Source organism: Microbacterium halophytorum, assembly GCF_002970975.1.
Taxonomy (GTDB): domain Bacteria; phylum Actinomycetota; class Actinomycetes; order Actinomycetales; family Microbacteriaceae; genus Microbacterium; species Microbacterium halophytorum.
Genome location: NZ_KZ672982.1, coordinates 564234 through 582686, shown reverse-complemented (window position 1 = coordinate 582686; position 18453 = coordinate 564234). Strand labels below are relative to the sequence as shown.

The window sequence follows — 18453 nt, the reverse complement described above, 5'->3', positions numbered from 1 at the left end:
ATCGCGCGAGCGGGCGTAGCGTCACAGGCAACGGGCAAGGTGCCCGTTCGGGTCGGCCTCACGGAAGCGACTCGCGGACCCACGGTCGACTCGATGAAGCCGGGATGCGGTTCCCGGGGCGGGAGTGGGTTGTGACCACGATGAGCACGCAGCAGTCCTCGCGCACGCAGGGCACTCGAGCACACGACGACGCGGCCGGTCAGCGGTTGCGGACGTACGTGCTCGACACGTCCGTCCTGCTGAGCGATCCACGTGCGCTGTTCCGTTTCGCCGAGCATTCGCTCGTCATCCCAGTCGTCGTCGTCAGCGAGCTCGAGGGCAAGCGGCACGACCCTGAGCTGGGCTACTTCGCCCGGCAGGCGCTGCGGCACCTCGACGACCTGCGGGTCGAGCACGGCAGGCTCGACTTCCCGGTCGCGGTCGGGGAGGGCACGCTCCGCGTCGAGCTGAACAACGTCGACCAGGAGGTTCTGCCCCGCGGCATCCGTCTCGCCGACAACGACAGCCGCATCCTGGCGGTCGCCTCGCACCTCCAGCAGGAGGGGCAGGACGTCACGGTCGTGTCGAAGGACCTGCCGATGCGCGTGAAGGCGGCGTCGATCGGCCTGCAGGCCGAGGAGTACCTCGCAGAGCAGGCGGTCGACTCCGGATGGACGGGCGTCGCGACGCTCGCGCTCTCGGGTGACGACATGGCTGACCTCTACGATGCCGAGCTCGGCGTCCACGAGGACGTCACGGGCCTCCCCGTGAACACGGGGCTCGTCATCCAGTCGGAGCGGGGCTCCGCTCTCGGCCGCGTGACGGGCGACGGCGAGTTCAAGCTCGTGCGCGGCGACGGCGACGTCTTCGGCCTGCACGGGCGCTCGGCCGAGCAGCGCATCGCGATCGATGTGCTGCAGGACCCGGATGTCGGCATCGTCTCGCTCGGAGGCAAGGCGGGAACCGGCAAATCGGCGCTCGCCCTGTGCGCCGGCCTCGAGAACGTGCTGGAGCGTCAGCAGCAGAAGAAGATCATCGTGTTCCGGCCGCTGTTCGCGGTCGGCGGCCAGGAGCTCGGCTACCTGCCCGGCGACCAGGGCGAGAAGATGAACCCCTGGGGCCAGGCGGTGTACGACACGCTCGGCTCCGTGGTCTCGGAGAACGTGATCGACGAGGTGATGGCCCGCGGGCTGATCGAGGTCCTGCCGCTCACGCACATCCGGGGCCGTTCCCTCCACGACTCGTACGTGATCGTCGATGAGGCGCAGTCGCTCGAGCGCAACGTGCTGCTGACCGTGCTCAGCCGCATCGGCCAGAACTCGAAGGTCGTGCTGACGCACGACGTGCAGCAGCGCGACAACCTGCGCGTCGGTCGGCACGACGGCATCGCGAGCGTCATCGAGACGCTGAAGGGCCACAGCCTGTTCGCCCACGTCACGCTGACGCGCTCGGAGCGCAGCGCGATCGCGGCGCTCGTGACCGACCTGCTCGAGACCGGCGAGCTGTCGTAGGCGCGAGAGCGCGCACAACCGAGAGACGCCTGCACGACCCGAATCCCGTTCGGGTCGTGCAGGCGTCCTGGGGTGCTCCGCTCAGCCCGGGTGTTCGGCGCTGTGCGCCTCCGACCCGGGGTCGCTCGTCGAGTGAGCGCGAGCGCTCACTCTCCTCGCTCAGCCCGGGTGCCCGATGCTACGCATCGGGACCCTCCATCGCTCGGCATGAGAGCGCGAGCGCTCTCCGCCTCGCTCAGCCCGGGTGCGTCATCGAGAGCAGGTCGAGCTTCTCGTCGAGCTGTTCCTCGGTCAGCTCGCCGCGCTCGACGTAGCCGAGGTCGATGACGGCTTCGCGGACCGTGATGCCCTTCGCGACCGAGTGCTTCGCGATCTTCGCGGCCGCTTCGTAGCCGATCAGCTTGTTCAGCGGCGTGACGATCGAGGGGCTCATGCCGGCGAGGGCCGTGACGCGCTCCTCGTTGACCTTCAGGCCGTCGACCGTCTTGTCGGCGAGGGTGCGCGAAGCGTTCGCGAGCAGGCGGATCGACTCCAGCAGCGCCGTGCCCATCACGGGGATGGCGACGTTGAGCTCGAACGCGCCGGATGCACCGGCCCAGGCGACCGTCGCGTCGTTGCCGATCACGCGGGCGGCGACCATGAGCGTGGCCTCCGGGATCACGGGGTTGACCTTGCCGGGCATGATCGACGAGCCCGGCTGCAGGTCGGGCAGGTGGATCTCGCCGAGGCCCGTGTTGGGGCCGGAGCCCATCCAGCGCAGGTCGTTGTTGATCTTCGTGAGCGAGACCGCGATGGTGCGCAGGGCGCCCGAGGCTTCGACGAGGCCGTCGCGGTTGGCCTGGGCCTCGAAGTGATCGACGGCCTCGGTCAGCGGCAGGCCCGTCTCGTTGACGAGGTTCGCGATGACCTTCTGCGGGAAGCCCTTCGGCGTGTTGATGCCGGTGCCGGTCGCCGTGCCGCCCTGGGGCACTTCGGCGACGCGCGCGATCGTGGCCTCGACGCGCTCGATGCCGAGGCGCATCTGGCGGGCGTAGCCGCCGAACTCCTGGCCGAGCGTGACGGGGGTGGCGTCCATGAGGTGTGTGCGGCCCGGCTTCACGACGGTCTTCCACGCCTCGGCCTTCGCCTCGAACGCCTGTGCGAGGTGATCGAGGGCCGGGACGAGGTCCTGCAGCAGGGCCTCGGTGACGGCGACGTGGACGGAGGTGGGGAAGACGTCGTTCGACGACTGCGACGCGTTCACGTGGTCGTTCGGGTGCACCTCGCTGCCCAGCTTCTGGGTCGCGAGCGTCGACAGCACCTCGTTCATGTTCATGTTCGAGCTGGTACCCGAACCGGTCTGGTACGTGTCGACGGGGAACTCGGCGTCGTATCCGCCCGCGACGACCTGGTCGGCCGCCCACGCGATCGCGTCGGCGATGCCGGCGTCGAGGGTGCCGAGGTCCTTGTTGGCCAGGGCGGCGGCCTTCTTGATGCGCGCGAGCGCGGCGATGTGGCGCGACTCGAGTCCCTTGCCCGAGATGGGGAAGTTCTCGACGGCGCGCTGGGTCTGGGCGCGGTACAGGGCGTCCTTGGGAACGCGCACCTCACCCATGGTGTCGTGCTCGATCCGGTACTCGGTCTCGGACATCTCTCTCCTCATATCAGGCCGCAGTCGTCGCGGCGCGAAGCGGGTCGGTGTAGGTGTTCAGGCCTCGATGCCGATGGCGACGCGCTGTTCGACGCGTCCCTCAGCGAGGCGGTAGTTCGCGCCGACGATGCCGACCGTTCCGGCGGCGACGGCGTCGCTGATCATCTCGGAGTGCCGCAGGATCTGCGCGACCGTCTGCTCGAGGTGACGGCGGCCGACGTTCTCGGCGCTGATGTTCTCGAGGGTGTTGCTCTCCGCCGCGCGCAGCTCGTGCTGCACCGCCGGCACGATCGGCGAGATCAGGCGCCAGATGTGCGGCGGCAGGGGGTCGCTGTCGGGGCCGAGGCTGTCGATCGCGGCGCGCACGGCTCCGCACTCGTCGTGGCTGAGCACGACGATGAGCGGGACGTTCAGCACGCCGACGGCATACTCGATCGACCCCATGATCGACTCGCCCGTGACCTGGCCGGCGTTGCGCACGACGAAGAGGTCGCCGAGCCCCATGTCGAAGATGATCTCGGCCGCGAGGCGCGAGTCGGAGCAGCCGAACAGCACGGCCTGCGGCTTCTGAGCGGCGGCGAGGCGGTGGCGTCGGTCGGCGTCCTGGTGCGGGTGCTCGGGCGCCCCCTCGACGAAGCGGGCGTTGCCCGCCGTCATGCGCTCCCAGGCCTGTGCCGGCGATTGCGTCGTCATTCCGCGTTCTCCTCCGCATCGTGGGCCCCGTCGGAGCCCTGTGTGATCTGATCCGACATCGCGGCGGCGACGTCGGCCGTCGTCTCCGCCGACGCCGAGCCGTACAGGAGCACGAAGCCGTCGGCGGTCGCGGCGCCGATCGCATACTCGTAACCCGCGTCGCGCTGCCCGGACCCGATCTCGTACTCGGTCCACTCGACGCCGTCGATCGTCGTCGTGCCCTCGGGCGCCGCGCCGTCGAGCTTCTGCGATGCCCACGCCTCGTCACCGCCGAAGCCTTCGAGCATCGTGACGTAGTCGCTCTCGTCCGGCGTGAGGTAGGTGACCCGCCACGTCACGACCTGCTCGGGCGTCACCTCCGCGAAGTTCACGCGCCAGTCGTCGGACAGATCGGGGACGAGCGGCTCGACGTCGTACGCATCGGCCGTATCGGCGGCGATCTGCGCGACATCGATGTCGGGCTGCTCGGCGGGGGTGCCGCGGGGCACGCCCCACACGACGACGACCACGATGAGGAGCGTGACGCCGAGGGCGATCAGCAGGTTCCGGACGGTCTGGCTGCTGCGGTACGCCGCAGACCGCGCGGCCTTCTGCGCCGCGATGTCCTCCGCCGATTGCTCGGAGAGGGGGCTGCGCGCCATCACTCCGCCTCTGCCGACTCGGGGCGTGCGGCCTCCAGCCGGCTCTTCGCGCCGCGCAGCCACTCCTCGCATCGGGCGGCGAGGGCCTCGCCGCGCTCCCACAGAGCCAGCGAATGCTCGAGCGTGGCGGCGCCCTGTTCGAGCTCCGACACGACGCGGACGAGTTCATCGCGCGCCTGCTCGAACGAGAGCGAGGCGACGTCTGCGGGGGCGGGCTGATCCGTCATCGCTTCCATCCTATTCTTCCGCCGTTCCGGTGTGTCTGAAAGGTCAGGGCGTCAGCGCCCCCGCGCATCACGGGTCGGCCCGGCCGGTGCCGTCGGCCGGCTCCGCCCCGGTCCCGTCGCCCACCGCGCCGTGCGAAACTGCGGCGATCACGCCGTGTTCGATCGTGACGACGAGCCGGGCGCCCGTGGGTGCCTGGTCGGCTTTGCGCACGATGGCGCCGTCGTCCGTCTGCGCGATCGCGTAGCCGCGCGCGAGGGTCGATGCGGGGGAGAGGGCGCGCAGCGAGGCACGCAGCTCGCCCGTTCGCGCCTCCGCCAGCTGCAGCGAGCGGCCCACGGCGTCGCGGCCGCGGGAGACCTGCAGGAAGACGTCCTGCGCGCGCTCCCGGATGATCCGCTCCGGCTCGCGCAGCGCCGGCCGTGAGCGTAGTTGCTCCAGCTGGGTGAGGTCGCTCGCGACGCGCTGCGTGAGCCGGAGCCTAGCGCGCGACCGCAGCTCGGCGATCAGGGCTCGCTGCTCGCCGACATCCGGCACGACCCGCTTGGCGGCGTCGGTGGGGGTCGATGCGCGCATGTCGGCGACGTCGTCGAGCAGGGGGTGATCGTTCTCATGGCCGATCGCGCTCACGACGGGCTTGCGCGCGGCCGCGACGGCACGCAGCAGCCGCTCGTCGCTGAAGCCGAGGAGCGTCTGCGGGTCGCCCCCGCCGCGCGCGATCACGATGACGTCGACTGCGTCGTCGGCGTCGAGGCGCTCGAGGGCGGCGAGCACCTCTGCGACCGAGCGGTCGCCCTGCACCGCCGCGTATTCGGTGCGGAACGCCACCTCCGGCCAGCGCAGCTCCGCGTTGCGGCGCACGTCGCGCTCGGCGTCGCTGCGCTCGCCCGTGACCAGGCCGATCGTGCCGGGCAGGAACGGAAGCTGCTTCTTGCGCGCGGGGTCGAACAGGCCCTCCGACTTCAGCTGCGCGCGCAGGCGCTCGAGCCGCTCGAGCTGGTCGCCCAGGCCGACGTGGCGCATCGACGACACCTGGAACGCCAGGTCGCCTCCCTTGACCCAGTAGTCGGTCTTCACGTTGGCGACCACGTGGTCGCCGACCTTCAGGTCAGCGGGCATCCGCCCGCGAACGCTCGACCAGATGCGCAGGGAGATCTGCGCGTCGGTCTCCAGGTCCTTCAGCCGCCCGAAGGTCGCGCCCGCCCGCACGTTCCACGACGTGATCTCTCCCTCGACCCAGACGGCGCCCCACCGCTCGATGAAGCCCCGGATGGTGCGGCCGAGGCGCTCGACCGACGTCGGGGCCTCGGCGGTCGAAGCGTTCGGAGCCACGCTGTCGGGCGGCGGGGCCTGCCCCGGCACCCGCTCGGCGCTGAAGGTGGTCATCTCTGCCTCTCGTCGCATCCGGCCGACGCACAACCGCCGGACATACGATGGATACGTGAGTTCCACCGCCATCTCGCTACCCGTGCCGCGCGTTCCTGCGCGCCGGGAGCGCCTCCAGGATAACGATGTGCGCGGACATAAGCGCGTGCTCCTCGCCGCCCCCCGCGGGTACTGCGCCGGGGTGGACAGGGCGGTCATCACCGTCGAGAAGGCGCTCGACCGCTACGGCGCGCCCGTGTACGTGCGCAAGCAGATCGTGCACAACATCCACGTGGTGCGCGAGCTCGAGGCCCGCGGCGCGATCTTCGTCGAGGAGGTCGACGAGGTGCCGGAGGGCGCGCACGTCGTGTTCAGCGCGCATGGCGTCTCGCCGGCCGTCGTGGACGCCGCTTCCGACCGCGGCCTCCAGGCGATCGACGCCTCGTGCCCGCTCGTGACGAAGGTGCACCGCGAGGCGAAGCGATTCGCGCGCGACGACTACCAGATCCTCCTCGTCGGCCACGAGGGCCACGAGGAGGTCGAGGGCACGGCGGGCGAGGCCCCGGACAGCGTCACGATCGTGAACAACCCGGATGAGGCCGACACGATCGAGGTCGACGACCCCTCGAAGCTCGTGTGGCTGTCGCAGACCACGCTCTCGGTCGACGAGACGATGGAGACCGTGCGGCGCCTGCGGGAGCGCTTCCCGAACCTGCAGGATCCGCCGAGCGACGACATCTGCTATGCGACGCAGAACCGCCAGGTGGCGATCAAGAAGGTCGCGGCGGATGCCGACCTCGTGATCGTCGTCGGCTCGGCCAATTCCTCGAACAGCGTGCGCCTCGTCGAGGTCGCGCTCGAGTACGGGGCGAAGGCCGCCTACCGCGTCGACTACGCGGACGAGGTCCGGCAGGAGTGGCTCGAGGGCGTCGAGACCGTCGGCATCACGTCGGGCGCGTCGGTGCCGGACGTGCTCGTGCAGCAGCTGCTCGGCGAGCTCGCCGATGCCGGATACCGCGATGTCGAGGAGGTGCGCACGGCCGAGGAGGACCTCATCTTCTCGCTGCCGAAGGAGCTCCGCGGCGAGGGCGGTGCGCGCGGCGGCCGTTCGGGGGTCGCGGCATGAGCGACCAGCGCCCGGCATACGGCGAGTACGCGACACCGGAGGAACAGCAGCGGCGGATCGCGCAGAACGCGGTGCCCGGCGCCGCGCCGGCTCAAGCCGCGCCGGCCCCAGCCCCGCCCGCTGCGCCGCGGCACGCGACGCCGCCGGCGGCAAGGCCCGATGCGCCAGCCGACGGCCGCAAGCCGTTCCTGCCCGCACTCTCCGGCCGGCGCCGCGTCGACCGCATCTTCGGCTTCGTGTTCGTGCTCTGGGGCCTGCTGTCCGTCGTGCAGACGATGCCGCAGCTGACGAACCTGGCCGCGTACATCTACGACTCGTTCGAGGTCCTCGGCGTCGACGCGGAGCTCGCCGACCCGTCCGGCGCACGGGGCTGGGGCATCGCTGCGGCCGCCGTGCTCGGTGTGGCCTGGCTGCTCACCGCGGTGTGGTCGTGGCGCCGGGCCCGCGCCGGCAGGATTTTCTTCTGGGTGCCGATCGTCGGCGCCGTGGCAGGGACGGTCGTCGTCGCCTTCCTCATCAGCGTCCCGCTCGCGGGCGACCCCGCCCTGCTGCAGTCGATCATGGATCAGATGCCGCAGCTCTGATCATCCGGCCCCGGCCGAGCGGGGCCCGGGCGTCCGGATACGAGGAAGGCTTCGGGAACCGTGCGGTTCCCGAAGCCTTCCTCGTCGGTGCGATCAGCCCTTGGTCTGGCCGAACGAGCCGAGCTGCTTGGTGGCCTCCACGACGCGGGCGGCCATGGCCGACTCGGCGACCTTGCCCCACGCGCGCGGGTCGTACTTCTTCTTGTTGCCGACCTCGCCGTCGAGCTTCAGCACCTCGTCGTAGTTGCTGAGCATGTAGCCGGCGATCGAACGCGTGAACGCGTACTGCGTGTCGGTGTCGATGTTCATCTTGATGACGCCGTTCGCGACGGCCGTCGCGATCTCGTCGTCGGTCGAGCCGCTGCCGCCGTGGAAGACGAGGTCGAGAGGCTTCGCGCCCGTGCCGAACTTCTCGGCGATGCCGGCCTGGATCTCGCCCAGGAGCTCGGGCCGCAGCTTGACGTTGCCCGGCTTGTACACACCGTGCACGTTGCCGAAGGTGAGGGCCGAGAGGTACCGGCCCTTCTCGCCGAGGCCGAGGGCCTCGACGGCCTTCGTCACATCGCCGACGGTCGTGTAGAGCGCCTCGTTGGAGCCCTCGTGCTTCACGCCGTCCTCTTCGCCGCCCACGACGCCGATCTCGACCTCGAGGATGCCGCCGATGTTCTTGACGCGGGGGAGGAGCTCGCTCGCGATCTGCACGTTCTCGTCGAGCGGCACGGCCGAGCCGTCCCACATGTGCGACTGGAAGATGGGCTCGTTGCCGGCCTTGACCTCTTCCTCACTGGCCTCGAGGAGCGGCAGCAGGAACGAGTCCAGCGCATCCTTCGGGCAGTGGTCGGTGTGCACGGCGACCGTGATGGGGTAGTTCTTCGCGACCTCGCGCACGTAGCGCGCCATGGCGATCGCTCCGGTCGCGCGGGCCTTCACGGTGTGGCCGGCGAAGTAGTCGGCGCCGCCCGTCGTGACCTGGAGGATGCCGTCGGAGCCGGCCTCGGTCAGGCCCTGGAGGACGGCGTTGATGGTCTGCGAGCTCGAGACGTTGATCGCCGGGTAGGCGAAGGCACCGGCCTTCGCGCGGTCGATCATCTCGGCGTACTGGTCGGGGGTGGCGACGGCCATGGGGCTTCCTTCGCGTTCGACGGATGGAACGCCCCCACTCTATCCAGTGGCGACCGCCGCCGTCGCGGCGCCGGTGCGTCGGACGTTCCCGGCGGCCGTACGGGACGCGAAAGAAACCGAGAACTTTCGTCGACCGAGCCCGACAAAACAGCTCTGCTGGCGCGGGAGCCGCAATAGGGTCGAAGCATGACAGGCACCGAAGACATGATCCCGCTCCGCCCCGACCGCAACATCGCGCTCGAACTCGTGCGCGCCACGGAGGCGGCGGCGATCCGCTCGGTGCCCTTCATCGGCCGCGGGCAGAAGGAGAGGGCCGACGGTGCGGCCGTCGACGCCATGCGCGCCTTCCTCTCGACCGTCGAGTTCGACGGGACCGTCGTCATCGGCGAGGGGGAGAAGGACGAGGCGCCGATGCTGTTCAACGGCGAACGCGTCGGCACGGGCAAGGGTCGCGCGTACGACATCGCGGTCGACCCGATCGACGGGACCTCCCTCACGGCGGCGGGGCGGCAGAACGCGCTCAGCATGATCGCGCTGAGCGACCGCGGAACGATGCTCGACGCGTCCAGCGTCTTCTACATGGACAAGCTCGTGACGGGGCCCGCGGGCGTTGGCGTCGTCGACATCCGGAAGCCGATCGGCGAGAACATCCGGCTCCTCGCCAAGGAGCTGGGCAAGCCCGTGGACGAGATGGTCGTGTCGGTGCTGAACCGGCCGCGCCACGAGCAGCTCATCCAGGAGATCCGCGAAGCGGGCGCCGGGACGCGCCTGATGAGCGACGGCGACGTCGCCGGCGGCATCAACGCCGCGCGCCACGGGGCCCGCATCGACATGTGCGTCGGCGTCGGCGGCAGCCCCGAGGGGATCGTCACGGCGTGCGCGATCAAGGCGCTCGGCGGCCACATCCAGGGCCGGATGTGGCCGCGCGACGACGAGGAGCGCGAGCGGGGCCTCGCGGCCGGCCTGAAGATGGATCACGTGTACGAGGCCGACGAACTGGTGAGCGGGAAGAACACGATCTTCGTCGCGACGGGCGTGACCGACGGACAGCTGGTCGCGGGCGTCGTGCGCGAGGGCGGCTATGTCATGACGGAATCGGTCGTGCTGCGCGGCCACTCGGGCACGCTGCGCCGCGTGTCTTCGGAGCACCTCGTCGAGAAGTGGCTCTGACCGCGCCCGCGTGCGCACAGACGTTCGCATCCGGATCGTGACCTGCTGCCCGGGGAAAGGGTGCAACAATGGTCGCGGCGGAGGAGGGGCCGTGCCGTGCGGTCGCCGCCGGAGCTAGGACTATGACGACTGAGAATACCGCGAGCCCGATCACCGGTGCGCAGGCTGTTGTGAGCGACGCGCAGGACCCAGCGCGTCGGCCCGACGTCCTTTTCCGCGTGCGTCGCGCACCGGGCCAGGAAGTCAGCCCCTGGTGGAACATCGGCGCTTTCGTCGTGTTCTCCGGCGCCGTGCTCGGCGTCCTCAGCTTCCTTCCCTGAACGCGCGCGGCGCGCTGTACAGCCGTCGACGCGTGTGAGAGCGGCGGACCGGACTCGGGCGCGGCGCTGTCACGGCCCCGCCCCGACACGGTCGGCGGGTCGACGGCTCAGCGTGCGTCTGCGGCCGCGTCGTCAGGGGCGATGAGCTCCGGTGCCGTGAGCCGCCGCGGCGTCTCGTCGATCGGCTCGAGCTCCGAGGCCTGTGCGAGCTTCGATTGGTCGATGCCGGGGAACTTGCGGGCCGTCGTCAGAACGCGGCCCTCGAGAGAGCCGATCAGCTTGTTGTACGCGTCGACGGTCCGCTCGATCGCGCGCCGCATGCCGTCCGCGTGGCCCGAGAGCGTGCCGAGCCGTTCGTAGAGCTCGTTGCCGAGCCGGAACAGCGTGCGCGCCTCCTCCGAAACCTCCTGCTGCGTCCACGAGTACGCGACGGTCTTCAGCACAGCCCACAGGTTCACGGGAGACGCGAGCGCGACGCGGCGCGAGAACGCGTACTCCAGCAGCGCCGGGTCGGCGCTGAGCGCGGCGGCGAGCACCGACTCGCTCGGGATGAAGCACACGACGAACTCCGGGCTCTGCTCGAGGCCCGCCCAGTACGCCTTCTTCGAGAGCGCGTCGACGTGTGCGCGCACCGCCCTGACATGCTTCGTCATGAGCTCGGTGCGGCGGTCGGCGTCGGGCCCCGCAGCGGTGTCGGGGATCGCGCTGGCGTCGAGGAAAGCGTCGAGCGGCGCTTTGGCGTCGACGGCGATCGCTTTCCCACCGGGCAGGCGCACGACCATGTCGGGCCGGCCCGACCCCGAATCCGATGACACGGGAACCTGCAGGTCGAAGTCGACGCGCTCGATCAGTCCTGCCTCCTCGACGATGCGGCGCAGCTGCGCCTCGCCCCAGGTGCCGCGCGCCGTGGTCGAGCGCAGCGCGCCCGCCAGCGACTGCGTCGTGCGGCGGAGCTGCTCGTCGGATTGGTGCGCGACACGGAGCTGCTCGGCGACCTGGCCGAACTGCTCCTGGCGCTCCTTCTCCATCGCCCCGACGCGTTGCTGCATGCGCGCAAGCGTCTCCTGCACGGGAGCGAGAGCTTGGAGCACGGCGCTCTCACGTTTCTGGCGCTCGGTCGCCTCTGCGCGCTCGGTGCGCTCGCGCTCCGCGGCGTCGCGCTGGGCCTCCTGCTGGCGCGCCACCGTGTCGCGGAGCATCTCCGATTCGGCCTGTGCCCGTGCGAGATCGGCGGTGAGCGACGCCGTTGCCTCGGTGACCTGCTGCTGCGCTCGCACCTGGGCGGACTGCAGCGCCTGCGCGTTCGCGCTCTCGGCCCGCGCCGCGCGCCCTGCGCGGGCGAACCAGCCGACGGCGGCGCCCGCGACGAGCGTGATCAGTGCGATGACGACGGTCAGTGCATCCATGCGTCCATCCTGTCGCGGGGGTGTGACATTCGTGCTCCGCCGACATCGTCCGCCGAAGGTGACCGATGGGGCCTGCGCCTCGCGCTCGGCGCGCACGCGGGTCTAGGTTCGAGCCATGAGCACCACTCAGGGGGGTCGTGCGGGCGACCGCGAGGACGCGCGCTTCTTCGGGCAGCCGCTGGCGCTGGCCCACATCTTCGGCGTCGAGATGTGGGAGCGCTTCAGCTTCTACGGCATGCAGGGCATCCTGCTCATCTACATGTACTTCTCCGTCACCGACGGCGGGTTGGGTATGGACAGGGGCGTCGCCACCGGGATCGTCGGCGCGTACGGCGGCATGGTGTACCTGTTCACGATCGTCGGGGCCTGGCTGGCCGACCGCGTGCTCGGGTCGGAGCGGGTGCTCTACTTCAGCGCGTGGGTCATCATGGCCGGCCACGTCGCTCTCGCCGTGCTGCCCAACGTGATGGGCCTGGCGGTCGGCCTGATCCTCGTGGCGATCGGGTCGGGCGGGCTCAAAGCGAACGCCACGGCCGTCGTCGGCACGCTGTACGCGCCGGAGGACATCCGCCGCGACGCCGGCTTCTCGCTCTTCTACCTCGGCATCAACCTCGGCGCGTTCCTCGGGCCGCTGATCACCGGCTTCCTGCAGGACAGCGTCGGCTTCCACTGGGGCTTCGGCGCCGCCGCGATCGGCATGGCGGCGGGGCTGGTGCAGTATTCGTTCGGACGCAGGCAGCTGCCGTCGGAGTCGCGCGCTGTCGCGAACCCGCTGCCGCCGAGCCGCTACGGGTTGGCGATCGGTGCCGCGGCGGCAGGAATCGCCCTGATCGTCGTGCTCATCCTCACCGGCGTCATCCGGGCGGACAACTTGTCCGGCATCGTGATCGCGATCACGGCGCTCGCCGCCGTCGCGTACTTCGTCGTCATCATCGGGTCGCGTGAGATCGGCCGGGACGCGCGTTCGCGCGTCGTCTCGTTCATCCCGCTGTTCGTCGTGAACGTCGGGTTCTGGTCGCTGTACCAGCAGCAGTTCACTGTGCTGACGATCTACTCCGACGAGCGCCTCGACAGGAGCATCGGCGGCTGGGAGATGCCCATCTCGTGGATCAATTCGATCGCCCCGGTGTTCGTGATCATCCTGTCGGGCACCTTCGCCGCGATCTGGACGAAGCTCGGCCGCCGTGCGCCGTCGGCGCCGGCGAAGTTCGGCATCGGCACCGCGATCATGGGCCTCGCCTTCCTGCTGTTCCTGCCGTGGGCGAACGGTGCACCGAACTCGACGCCGGTGCTCGCGATCGTGCTGATCCTCTTCGTCTTCACGCTGGGCGAGCTGTTCATCTCCCCGCCCGGCCTGTCGGTGACGACCAAGCTCGCCCCGCAGAAGTTCCACACCCAGATGGTCTCGCTGTACTTCCTGTCGGTCGCGCTCGGAACGGCCATCGCCGGGTGGCTCGCGCAGTTCTACGACCCGACCGACGAGGTGCCCTATTTCTCGGTCCTCGGCGTGATCGCCATCGTCATCGGCGCCGCGATGCTGATGTGCGTGAAGCCGGTGCTCGCACTCATGAAGGGCGTTCGCTGACCGACGCCACGACCCGACACGCGGCGCGACGCTGGCACGCGATCGCCGACGTTGTCGCAGTACGGGCATCCGGATGACGGGGAGGGGCGAGCCTGCTCCGTCGGCCTCCGGTCATGCGGGCGGTTTGTCGGCCGCCCCACGTAGACTGTGCTCCCGTGGCTTTGACTATCGGAATCGTGGGGCTGCCGAACGTCGGCAAGTCGACCCTCTTCAACGCGCTGACCAAGAACACCGTGCTCGCGGCGAACTACCCGTTCGCGACGATCGAGCCGAACGTCGGCGTCGTCGAGCTTCCGGACAAGCGCCTCGATCGGCTCACGGAGATCTTCTCGTCGCAGAAGATCCTTCCGGCGCCCGTGTCGTTCGTCGACATCGCGGGCATCGTCCGCGGGGCGAGCGAGGGTGAGGGCCTCGGCAACCAGTTCCTCGCGAACATCCGCGAAGCCGATGCGATCGCGCAGGTCGTGCGCGGGTTCACCGACGGCGACGTCGTGCACGTCGACGGCAAGGTCGACCCCGCCGGCGACATGGAGACGATCAACACCGAGCTGATCCTGGCCGACATGCAGACGTTGGAGAAGGCCGTGCCGCGCCTCGAGAAGGAGGTCAAGGGCAAGAAGGTCGACCCGGCGGTGCTCGCGGCGGCCAAGGAGGCCCAGGAGATCCTCGAGACCGGGAAGACCCTGTTCCAGGCCGGCTTCGACACGACGCCTGTCAAGGAGCTCGGCCTGCTCACGGCGAAGCCCACGCTGTTCGTATTCAACGTCGACGAAGGCGTGCTCACGGACGAGGCCCGGATGGCGGAGCTCGCCGCGCTCGTGGCCCCGGCGAAGGCGGTGTTCCTCGACGCCAAGGTCGAGTCGGAGCTGATCGACCTCGACCCGGAAGAGGCCATCGAGCTGCTGCAGTCGCTCGGCCAGGAGGAGTCGGGCCTCGACCAGCTCGCGCGCGTCGGCTTCGAGACCCTCGGCCTGCAGACGTACCTGACCGCCGGCCCGAAGGAAGCCCGCGCGTGGACGGTCCGCCAGGGCGCAACCGCGCCCCAGGCGGCCGGCGTCATCCACACCGACTTCGAGCGCGGCTTCATCAAGGCGGAGATCGTGTCGTTCGAGGACATCGACAAGTACGGCTCGATGAACGAGGCGAAGGCCGCCGGTCGCGTCCGCATGGAGGGCAAGGACTACGTCATGCAGGACGGCGACGTGGTGGAGTTCAGGTTTAACGTCTAGCGTTAATGACGTTCTTCGTTATACACTGATCTCGTGATCAGATCGTTCGGCAGCAAGGAGACCGAACGGCTGTGGGGTCGTGAGCGCGTACGGTCGATAGATCCGAGGATCCATCGAGTCGCATTACGCAAGCTTCTTCAGGTGGGATCGGCGGAAGTCCTCGAGGATCTACGCGTCCCGCCCGGCAATCGTCTCGAAGCTCCGAAGAGCGATCGAGCTGGGCAGCACAGTATCAGGATCAACGACCAATGGCGCATCTGCTTCGTGTGGACAGACGCCGGACCGGAGGAGGTGGAGATCGTTGACTACCACTGGCAAGATCGCCCCGATCCACCCGGGAGAGGTCCTCATGGAGGACTTCATCGAGGGCTTCGGGATCACTCAGAATAAGCTCGCCGTGTCCATCGGTGTCCCACCTCGGCGGATCAACGAGATCGTGCACGGCAAGCGTGGGATCACTGCGGACACCGCGTTGCGGCTGGCGAAGTACTTCGGCACGTCGGCGGAGTTCTGGATCAACCTGCAGAGCCACTACGAGCTGGATCGTGCCGGGGACCTCGCGAACGAGCAGATCGCAGCGATCAGGCCTCTTCGGTCGGCATGAGTGGCGCGGACTCGACGCTCGTCGGCTCCGAGGGCTCTCGGCTGATCATCATCCGCGGCAACTCCGGCAGTGGGAAGTCGAGTCTGGCCAAAGCCATTCGGGCGGCTCGACCACGTGGGATCGCGATCGTCGGGCACGACGCGCTGCGTCGCGAGATCCTTCACGTCCGTGATCGACCGGAAGCCCTAAGCGTCCCCTACATGGATCTGTCTGCTCGATTCGCGCTCGAGCATGGGCTGCACGTGGTCATCGAGGGGATCCTTCACTCCGAGATCTACGGTGAGATGCTCGCGCGTCTGCAGTCCGATCATCGCGGTGTGACACGCTCCTACTGCTACGAACTCGCACTGGCCGAGACGCTGAGGCGACATCGCACCAAACCTCTGGCCGAGGAGGTATCCGTCGACACGGTGGCATCCTGGTATCGCAGTGCTGACCGCGTGCGTGAACTGGACGAGGTCGTTTTTGACGAGTCAGTCAGTGCCCGTGAGTCGCTCGAGCGGGTTCTCGCGGACGTCGGGTGGAGTGCGTCCGATGCATCTGGGGCAGCATCGTCCAGTTCATCATGATGGTTGTATGTACCGGAACTCGGTCGAGTTCCGCTTCAACGTCTGACTTTTGGGTGAACCGCGGTAGGCGAGTGGTCCCCGTCGATCGAAGCGGAATCAGTCACCTCTCGCCCTGAAGCGCGGGGCGGTGCTTGCTGGCACCGCGTCGCTGGTGGTCGGTGGGTGCGCGATGGGCCTGGCCTGGGGTGTCTGGGGCGTGTTCGTGGCAGTGAGCGCTCTGACGGTGGTGGGGTCGACGGCCCCGGGCCTGCTGCTTCTGCCGCGGTCTGCGGTGACGCGGATGCTGGTCATGCAGGTGGCGTCGTGTGCGATGTGGTTCATGCTCATCGGATGGGGGCTGGTCATGCTGCTGTACCCCGAGTACACCGTCGGGTGGCGAACTCCGGGGAAGAGCGGCGGCGGCATGCGCGTGGAAGAAGTGGAGGATGCACAATGGATCGGTTGGTCCGTGCTCGGCATGGGGGTCTTCTGTGCGGCACTGATCATCACGGTCGAGATACTCCCGAGCATCCGCAGGGCACGAGCGGAGCAGTGACGTCGGGAGCGTCGTGGCCTGCCTCGTGCTGTCCGCCGATCCTGTGGCCTCGGCACCAGCGCGTGAAGACCCGGGTGCGAACCCGCCCGAGGGCGCCCGGTGCGCGAGGTGAAGGGCGCGCTCAGCCGCAGTCGCGACCGGATGGAGGCTGCTCTCCGGAACGGGTACGGCGGCCCATCGCGACCCTGGGCGTGCTCAGCTGACGGAGACGACGTGTCGGTTTCTCAGACAGGCCTGGCACCGGTGTGCAGACGTGCACCTTCGTCCGGTCGGACGAGCACCGTGATCGGTGTGCGCGTCGAGGGCCCCGGCTACGCTGTCCTGGTGCGCCACCAGCAGATCCTCGACAAGCTCGCAGTGGGAGCGGTGGCTCCGACCGCGCGAGACGAAGTGCGGATCCTGGCGCAGAAGGGCTTCTACTCGGCAAGGCACCAGGGCCTGGAAGGCGCTCAGCACGCCGACGTCGTGCCCGCCGTGAAGGAGCGGTGGCACCTCGTGCTCGACGCGGCCCGCCCGGGGGCGGACGCCTCCGAGAGCGACCGGATGAACGCCTACAAGGTCGCGATCGCCCTGGCCACCGCATTGCACGAGGTCGGATTGACCGATCCTGAGCTCACGGAGCTGGCCGTCTACGGAATCCACGAGCTGAACGACGCCGTGTGGCTGGGGGAGGACTTCCTGCGCCGAACGGACGACATGATCGCGCTGCTGCGGTCCTCCCCGGCCCCGCTCACCAGGAAGCCGACCACGCGGGAGACCATCACGTTCACCCGCGGTGGCGATCTCCTCGCGATCCGGGTGCGCAGGCGTTGGGTGGTCGGGCATGTCCACGTCGTCGATGGTCCGAACGCGCATCCGCATATCGAGCTGTACGAGCGCACCTTCGCTCGTCGGCCCGACGCTTCCGAGGTCGTGGGATCTCGCGCGTGGGGGTATGCGTATCTCGGCCGCGACCAGGCGAACGTCACCCGCCTCATCGTGTCGGGGCTGCGCCACCTGCCGGATCCGGCAGAGCAGATCCACCTCATCGCGAGCGGAGTCACGGTACCGCCGGACAACGCCCATCTGCATGACGAGCAGATCATCGGCACCCATGTCGACCTGTTCGAGCTGCTCGAGATGGCGCGATCCGTAGGCGGCGAGACGGAGCTCTGACGCCGTCGCACGCGGTTTCCGCCATCGGCGGAATTGCAACCTGCGCCGCGCGCCGCGAGGGTCGATCTCGACGGCCCGACGTGATGGTTCCAGCCGTGGAGACGTGGTGGAGTTCCGGTTCAACGTGTGACTTCTGGGAGCAAGAGATGAGCGTTGTCCCCGTGTACAGCATCGCCAAGGCCTACACGGCAGTTGCGGTGCTTCGCTCCTTCGACGTCGATGGTCAGATCGGTGAGCTGGTGCCTGATCTGCCGGAGGCCCTTCGCCCGGTGACGGTGCGGGCCCTGCTGAGCCATACCTCGGGGCTCAACGACTACTTCGGGTGGGCGGACTACCGTGCCGCGGTGGGAGCGCGCGAGGACGCATGGGAGGTCGACCGTGTTCTCGCCGGAGCGGTCGTTGATCGTGCTGGCCGGTTCCGGTACTCCAATATCGGCTTCGCGGTGCTGCGACTCGCTCTTGAGCGCGACGAATCCGCAGACTACTTCACCGCCATCGCCCGACGGGTCCTGGCCCCGCTGGGTGTGGAGGCGTTCCCCTTCGCGTCCCGGGGTGACTGGCTCGCCTGCACGCACGAGTCCATCGGCGAAGAGCTTCGCGCCTACGATCCGGGATGGGTCTTCACCGGTACCTTCGCTGCTGAGCCTGACGAAGCGGCGCGCGGAATCGCGGCCGTCATGCGTGGCGAGCTCGGGGATGATATCCCGCGCCTGATGATGCAGTCGGTCGCCGCCGACGCTCCGGCCGGGCACCCGCTGTCGCCCTCTGCCGGTTATGGCCTCGGGGTCATGACGAAGGGGCAGCCGGTGGCGGTCGTCGGACACGGCGGGCAGGGGCCGGGCTTCAACCTGTTCGCCGCCGTGAGCGCTGATGGACGCCGGTGGAGCGGACGGGTCGCGGAGGGCGAAGGGGAAGATCTAGCTCTCATCCAGGCATGCGTCGATGATGTCGAGCGGCGCAACGTCGGCGCCGTGGAGTCCCGTTACTCGAGTTGAGCTTTTGGG

General features: G+C 69.2%; 19 protein-coding genes and 1 pseudogene. 13 read left to right on the top strand and 7 right to left on the bottom strand.

Annotation, left to right across the window (positions count from 1 at the left end; translation table 11 throughout):
- The first annotated feature begins 140 nt into the window (after nt 1-140).
- The gene (locus C0010_RS02790; RefSeq protein ID WP_105565582.1) at nt 141-1490 is read left to right on the top strand and encodes a PhoH family protein; all 1350 of its coding nucleotides are present in this window, start codon (nt 141-143) and stop codon (nt 1488-1490) included.
- 235 nt (nt 1491-1725) lie between these two features.
- Here C0010_RS02790 and C0010_RS02785 read toward each other — a convergent pair whose 3' ends face one another.
- Genes C0010_RS02785 through xseA form a run of 5 tightly spaced genes read right to left on the bottom strand, consistent with a single transcriptional unit; the run spans nt 1726 to nt 6065 of the window.
- Nucleotides 1726-3120 (bottom strand): class II fumarate hydratase, encoded by a 1395-nt coding sequence (locus tag C0010_RS02785; protein ID WP_105565486.1) that lies wholly within the window; start codon nt 3118-3120, stop codon nt 1726-1728.
- Nucleotides 3121-3177: 57 nt separating this feature from the next.
- Nucleotides 3178-3813, bottom strand: a complete 636-nt coding sequence (locus tag C0010_RS02780; RefSeq protein ID WP_105565485.1) for a carbonic anhydrase — start codon at nt 3811-3813, stop codon at nt 3178-3180.
- On the bottom strand, nt 3810-4454 hold the full coding sequence (locus C0010_RS02775; RefSeq protein WP_158685236.1) for a DUF4245 family protein: 645 nt from the start codon (nt 4452-4454) through the stop codon (nt 3810-3812). Before C0010_RS02775 ends, C0010_RS02780 begins: the two co-directional genes overlap by 4 nt.
- A complete protein-coding gene (locus tag C0010_RS02770) occupies nt 4454-4690 on the bottom strand; it encodes an exodeoxyribonuclease VII small subunit (protein ID WP_105565483.1) in 237 nt (78 codons plus the stop codon). The genes C0010_RS02775 and C0010_RS02770 overlap by 1 nt, the downstream gene beginning before the upstream one ends.
- 58 nt (nt 4691-4748) lie before the next feature.
- Nucleotides 4749-6065 (bottom strand): exodeoxyribonuclease VII large subunit, encoded by a 1317-nt coding sequence (gene xseA / locus C0010_RS02765; RefSeq protein WP_105565482.1) that lies wholly within the window; start codon nt 6063-6065, stop codon nt 4749-4751.
- An 82-nt stretch (nt 6066-6147) separates the two neighbouring features.
- Here xseA and C0010_RS02760 point away from each other — a divergent pair, with 82 nt between their 5' ends.
- Nucleotides 6148-7170 (top strand): 4-hydroxy-3-methylbut-2-enyl diphosphate reductase, encoded by a 1023-nt coding sequence (locus C0010_RS02760; RefSeq protein WP_105565481.1) that lies wholly within the window; start codon nt 6148-6150, stop codon nt 7168-7170.
- Nucleotides 7167-7754 (top strand): DUF6264 family protein, encoded by a 588-nt coding sequence (locus C0010_RS02755; RefSeq protein WP_105565480.1) that lies wholly within the window; start codon nt 7167-7169, stop codon nt 7752-7754. The genes C0010_RS02760 and C0010_RS02755 overlap by 4 nt, the downstream gene beginning before the upstream one ends.
- A 93-nt stretch (nt 7755-7847) precedes the next feature.
- On the opposite strand, the gene fbaA is transcribed toward C0010_RS02755, so the two are convergent.
- Nucleotides 7848-8876, bottom strand: a complete 1029-nt coding sequence (fbaA, locus tag C0010_RS02750; protein ID WP_105565479.1) for a class II fructose-bisphosphate aldolase — start codon at nt 8874-8876, stop codon at nt 7848-7850.
- Between the two features lie 186 nt (nt 8877-9062).
- Between fbaA and glpX the strand changes: the two genes are divergently transcribed.
- Entirely contained in the window at nt 9063-10046 is a 984-nt protein-coding gene (glpX, locus tag C0010_RS02745; protein WP_105565478.1) for a class II fructose-bisphosphatase, read from the top strand.
- A 122-nt stretch (nt 10047-10168) separates the two neighbouring features.
- Nucleotides 10169-10366, top strand: coding sequence for a UDP-N-acetylmuramyl pentapeptide phosphotransferase (locus C0010_RS02740; RefSeq protein ID WP_105565581.1), 198 nt, complete (start codon nt 10169-10171; stop codon nt 10364-10366).
- 107 nt (nt 10367-10473) lie between these two features.
- Here the strand turns inward: C0010_RS02740 and rmuC are convergent, their stop codons facing one another.
- On the bottom strand, nt 10474-11772 hold the full coding sequence (rmuC, locus tag C0010_RS02735; RefSeq protein ID WP_105565477.1) for a DNA recombination protein RmuC: 1299 nt from the start codon (nt 11770-11772) through the stop codon (nt 10474-10476).
- A 115-nt stretch (nt 11773-11887) separates the two neighbouring features.
- On the opposite strand from rmuC, the gene C0010_RS02730 reads away from it, so the two are divergent.
- From C0010_RS02730 to C0010_RS02695, 8 genes and pseudogenes are all read left to right on the top strand, one after another.
- On the top strand, nt 11888-13357 hold the full coding sequence (locus C0010_RS02730) for a peptide MFS transporter (protein ID WP_105565476.1): 1470 nt from the start codon (nt 11888-11890) through the stop codon (nt 13355-13357).
- Nucleotides 13358-13512: 155 nt separating this feature from the next.
- Entirely contained in the window at nt 13513-14586 is a 1074-nt protein-coding gene (gene ychF / locus C0010_RS02725; RefSeq protein WP_105565475.1) for a redox-regulated ATPase YchF, read from the top strand.
- A gap of 33 nt (nt 14587-14619) precedes the next feature.
- A pseudogene (locus tag C0010_RS02720) lies at nt 14620-14898 on the top strand (type II toxin-antitoxin system RelE/ParE family toxin); the annotation flags it as partial.
- Nucleotides 14888-15190, top strand: a complete 303-nt coding sequence (locus C0010_RS02715; RefSeq protein WP_105565474.1) for a HigA family addiction module antitoxin — start codon at nt 14888-14890, stop codon at nt 15188-15190. The pseudogene C0010_RS02720 and the gene C0010_RS02715, both read left to right, overlap by 11 nt.
- A complete protein-coding gene (locus C0010_RS02710; protein WP_105565473.1) occupies nt 15187-15759 on the top strand; it encodes a P-loop NTPase family protein in 573 nt (190 codons plus the stop codon). Before C0010_RS02715 ends, C0010_RS02710 begins: the two co-directional genes overlap by 4 nt.
- 127 nt (nt 15760-15886) lie before the next feature.
- Nucleotides 15887-16294, top strand: coding sequence for a hypothetical protein (locus tag C0010_RS02705; protein WP_105565472.1), 408 nt, complete (start codon nt 15887-15889; stop codon nt 16292-16294).
- Between the two features lie 282 nt (nt 16295-16576).
- Complete coding sequence (locus C0010_RS02700; protein WP_105565471.1) at nt 16577-17449, top strand: hypothetical protein; 873 nt, start codon at nt 16577-16579, stop codon at nt 17447-17449.
- A 161-nt stretch (nt 17450-17610) separates the two neighbouring features.
- Nucleotides 17611-18444 (top strand): serine hydrolase domain-containing protein, encoded by an 834-nt coding sequence (locus tag C0010_RS02695; RefSeq protein ID WP_158685616.1) that lies wholly within the window; start codon nt 17611-17613, stop codon nt 18442-18444.
- The last annotated feature ends 9 nt before the right edge of the window (nt 18445-18453 follow it).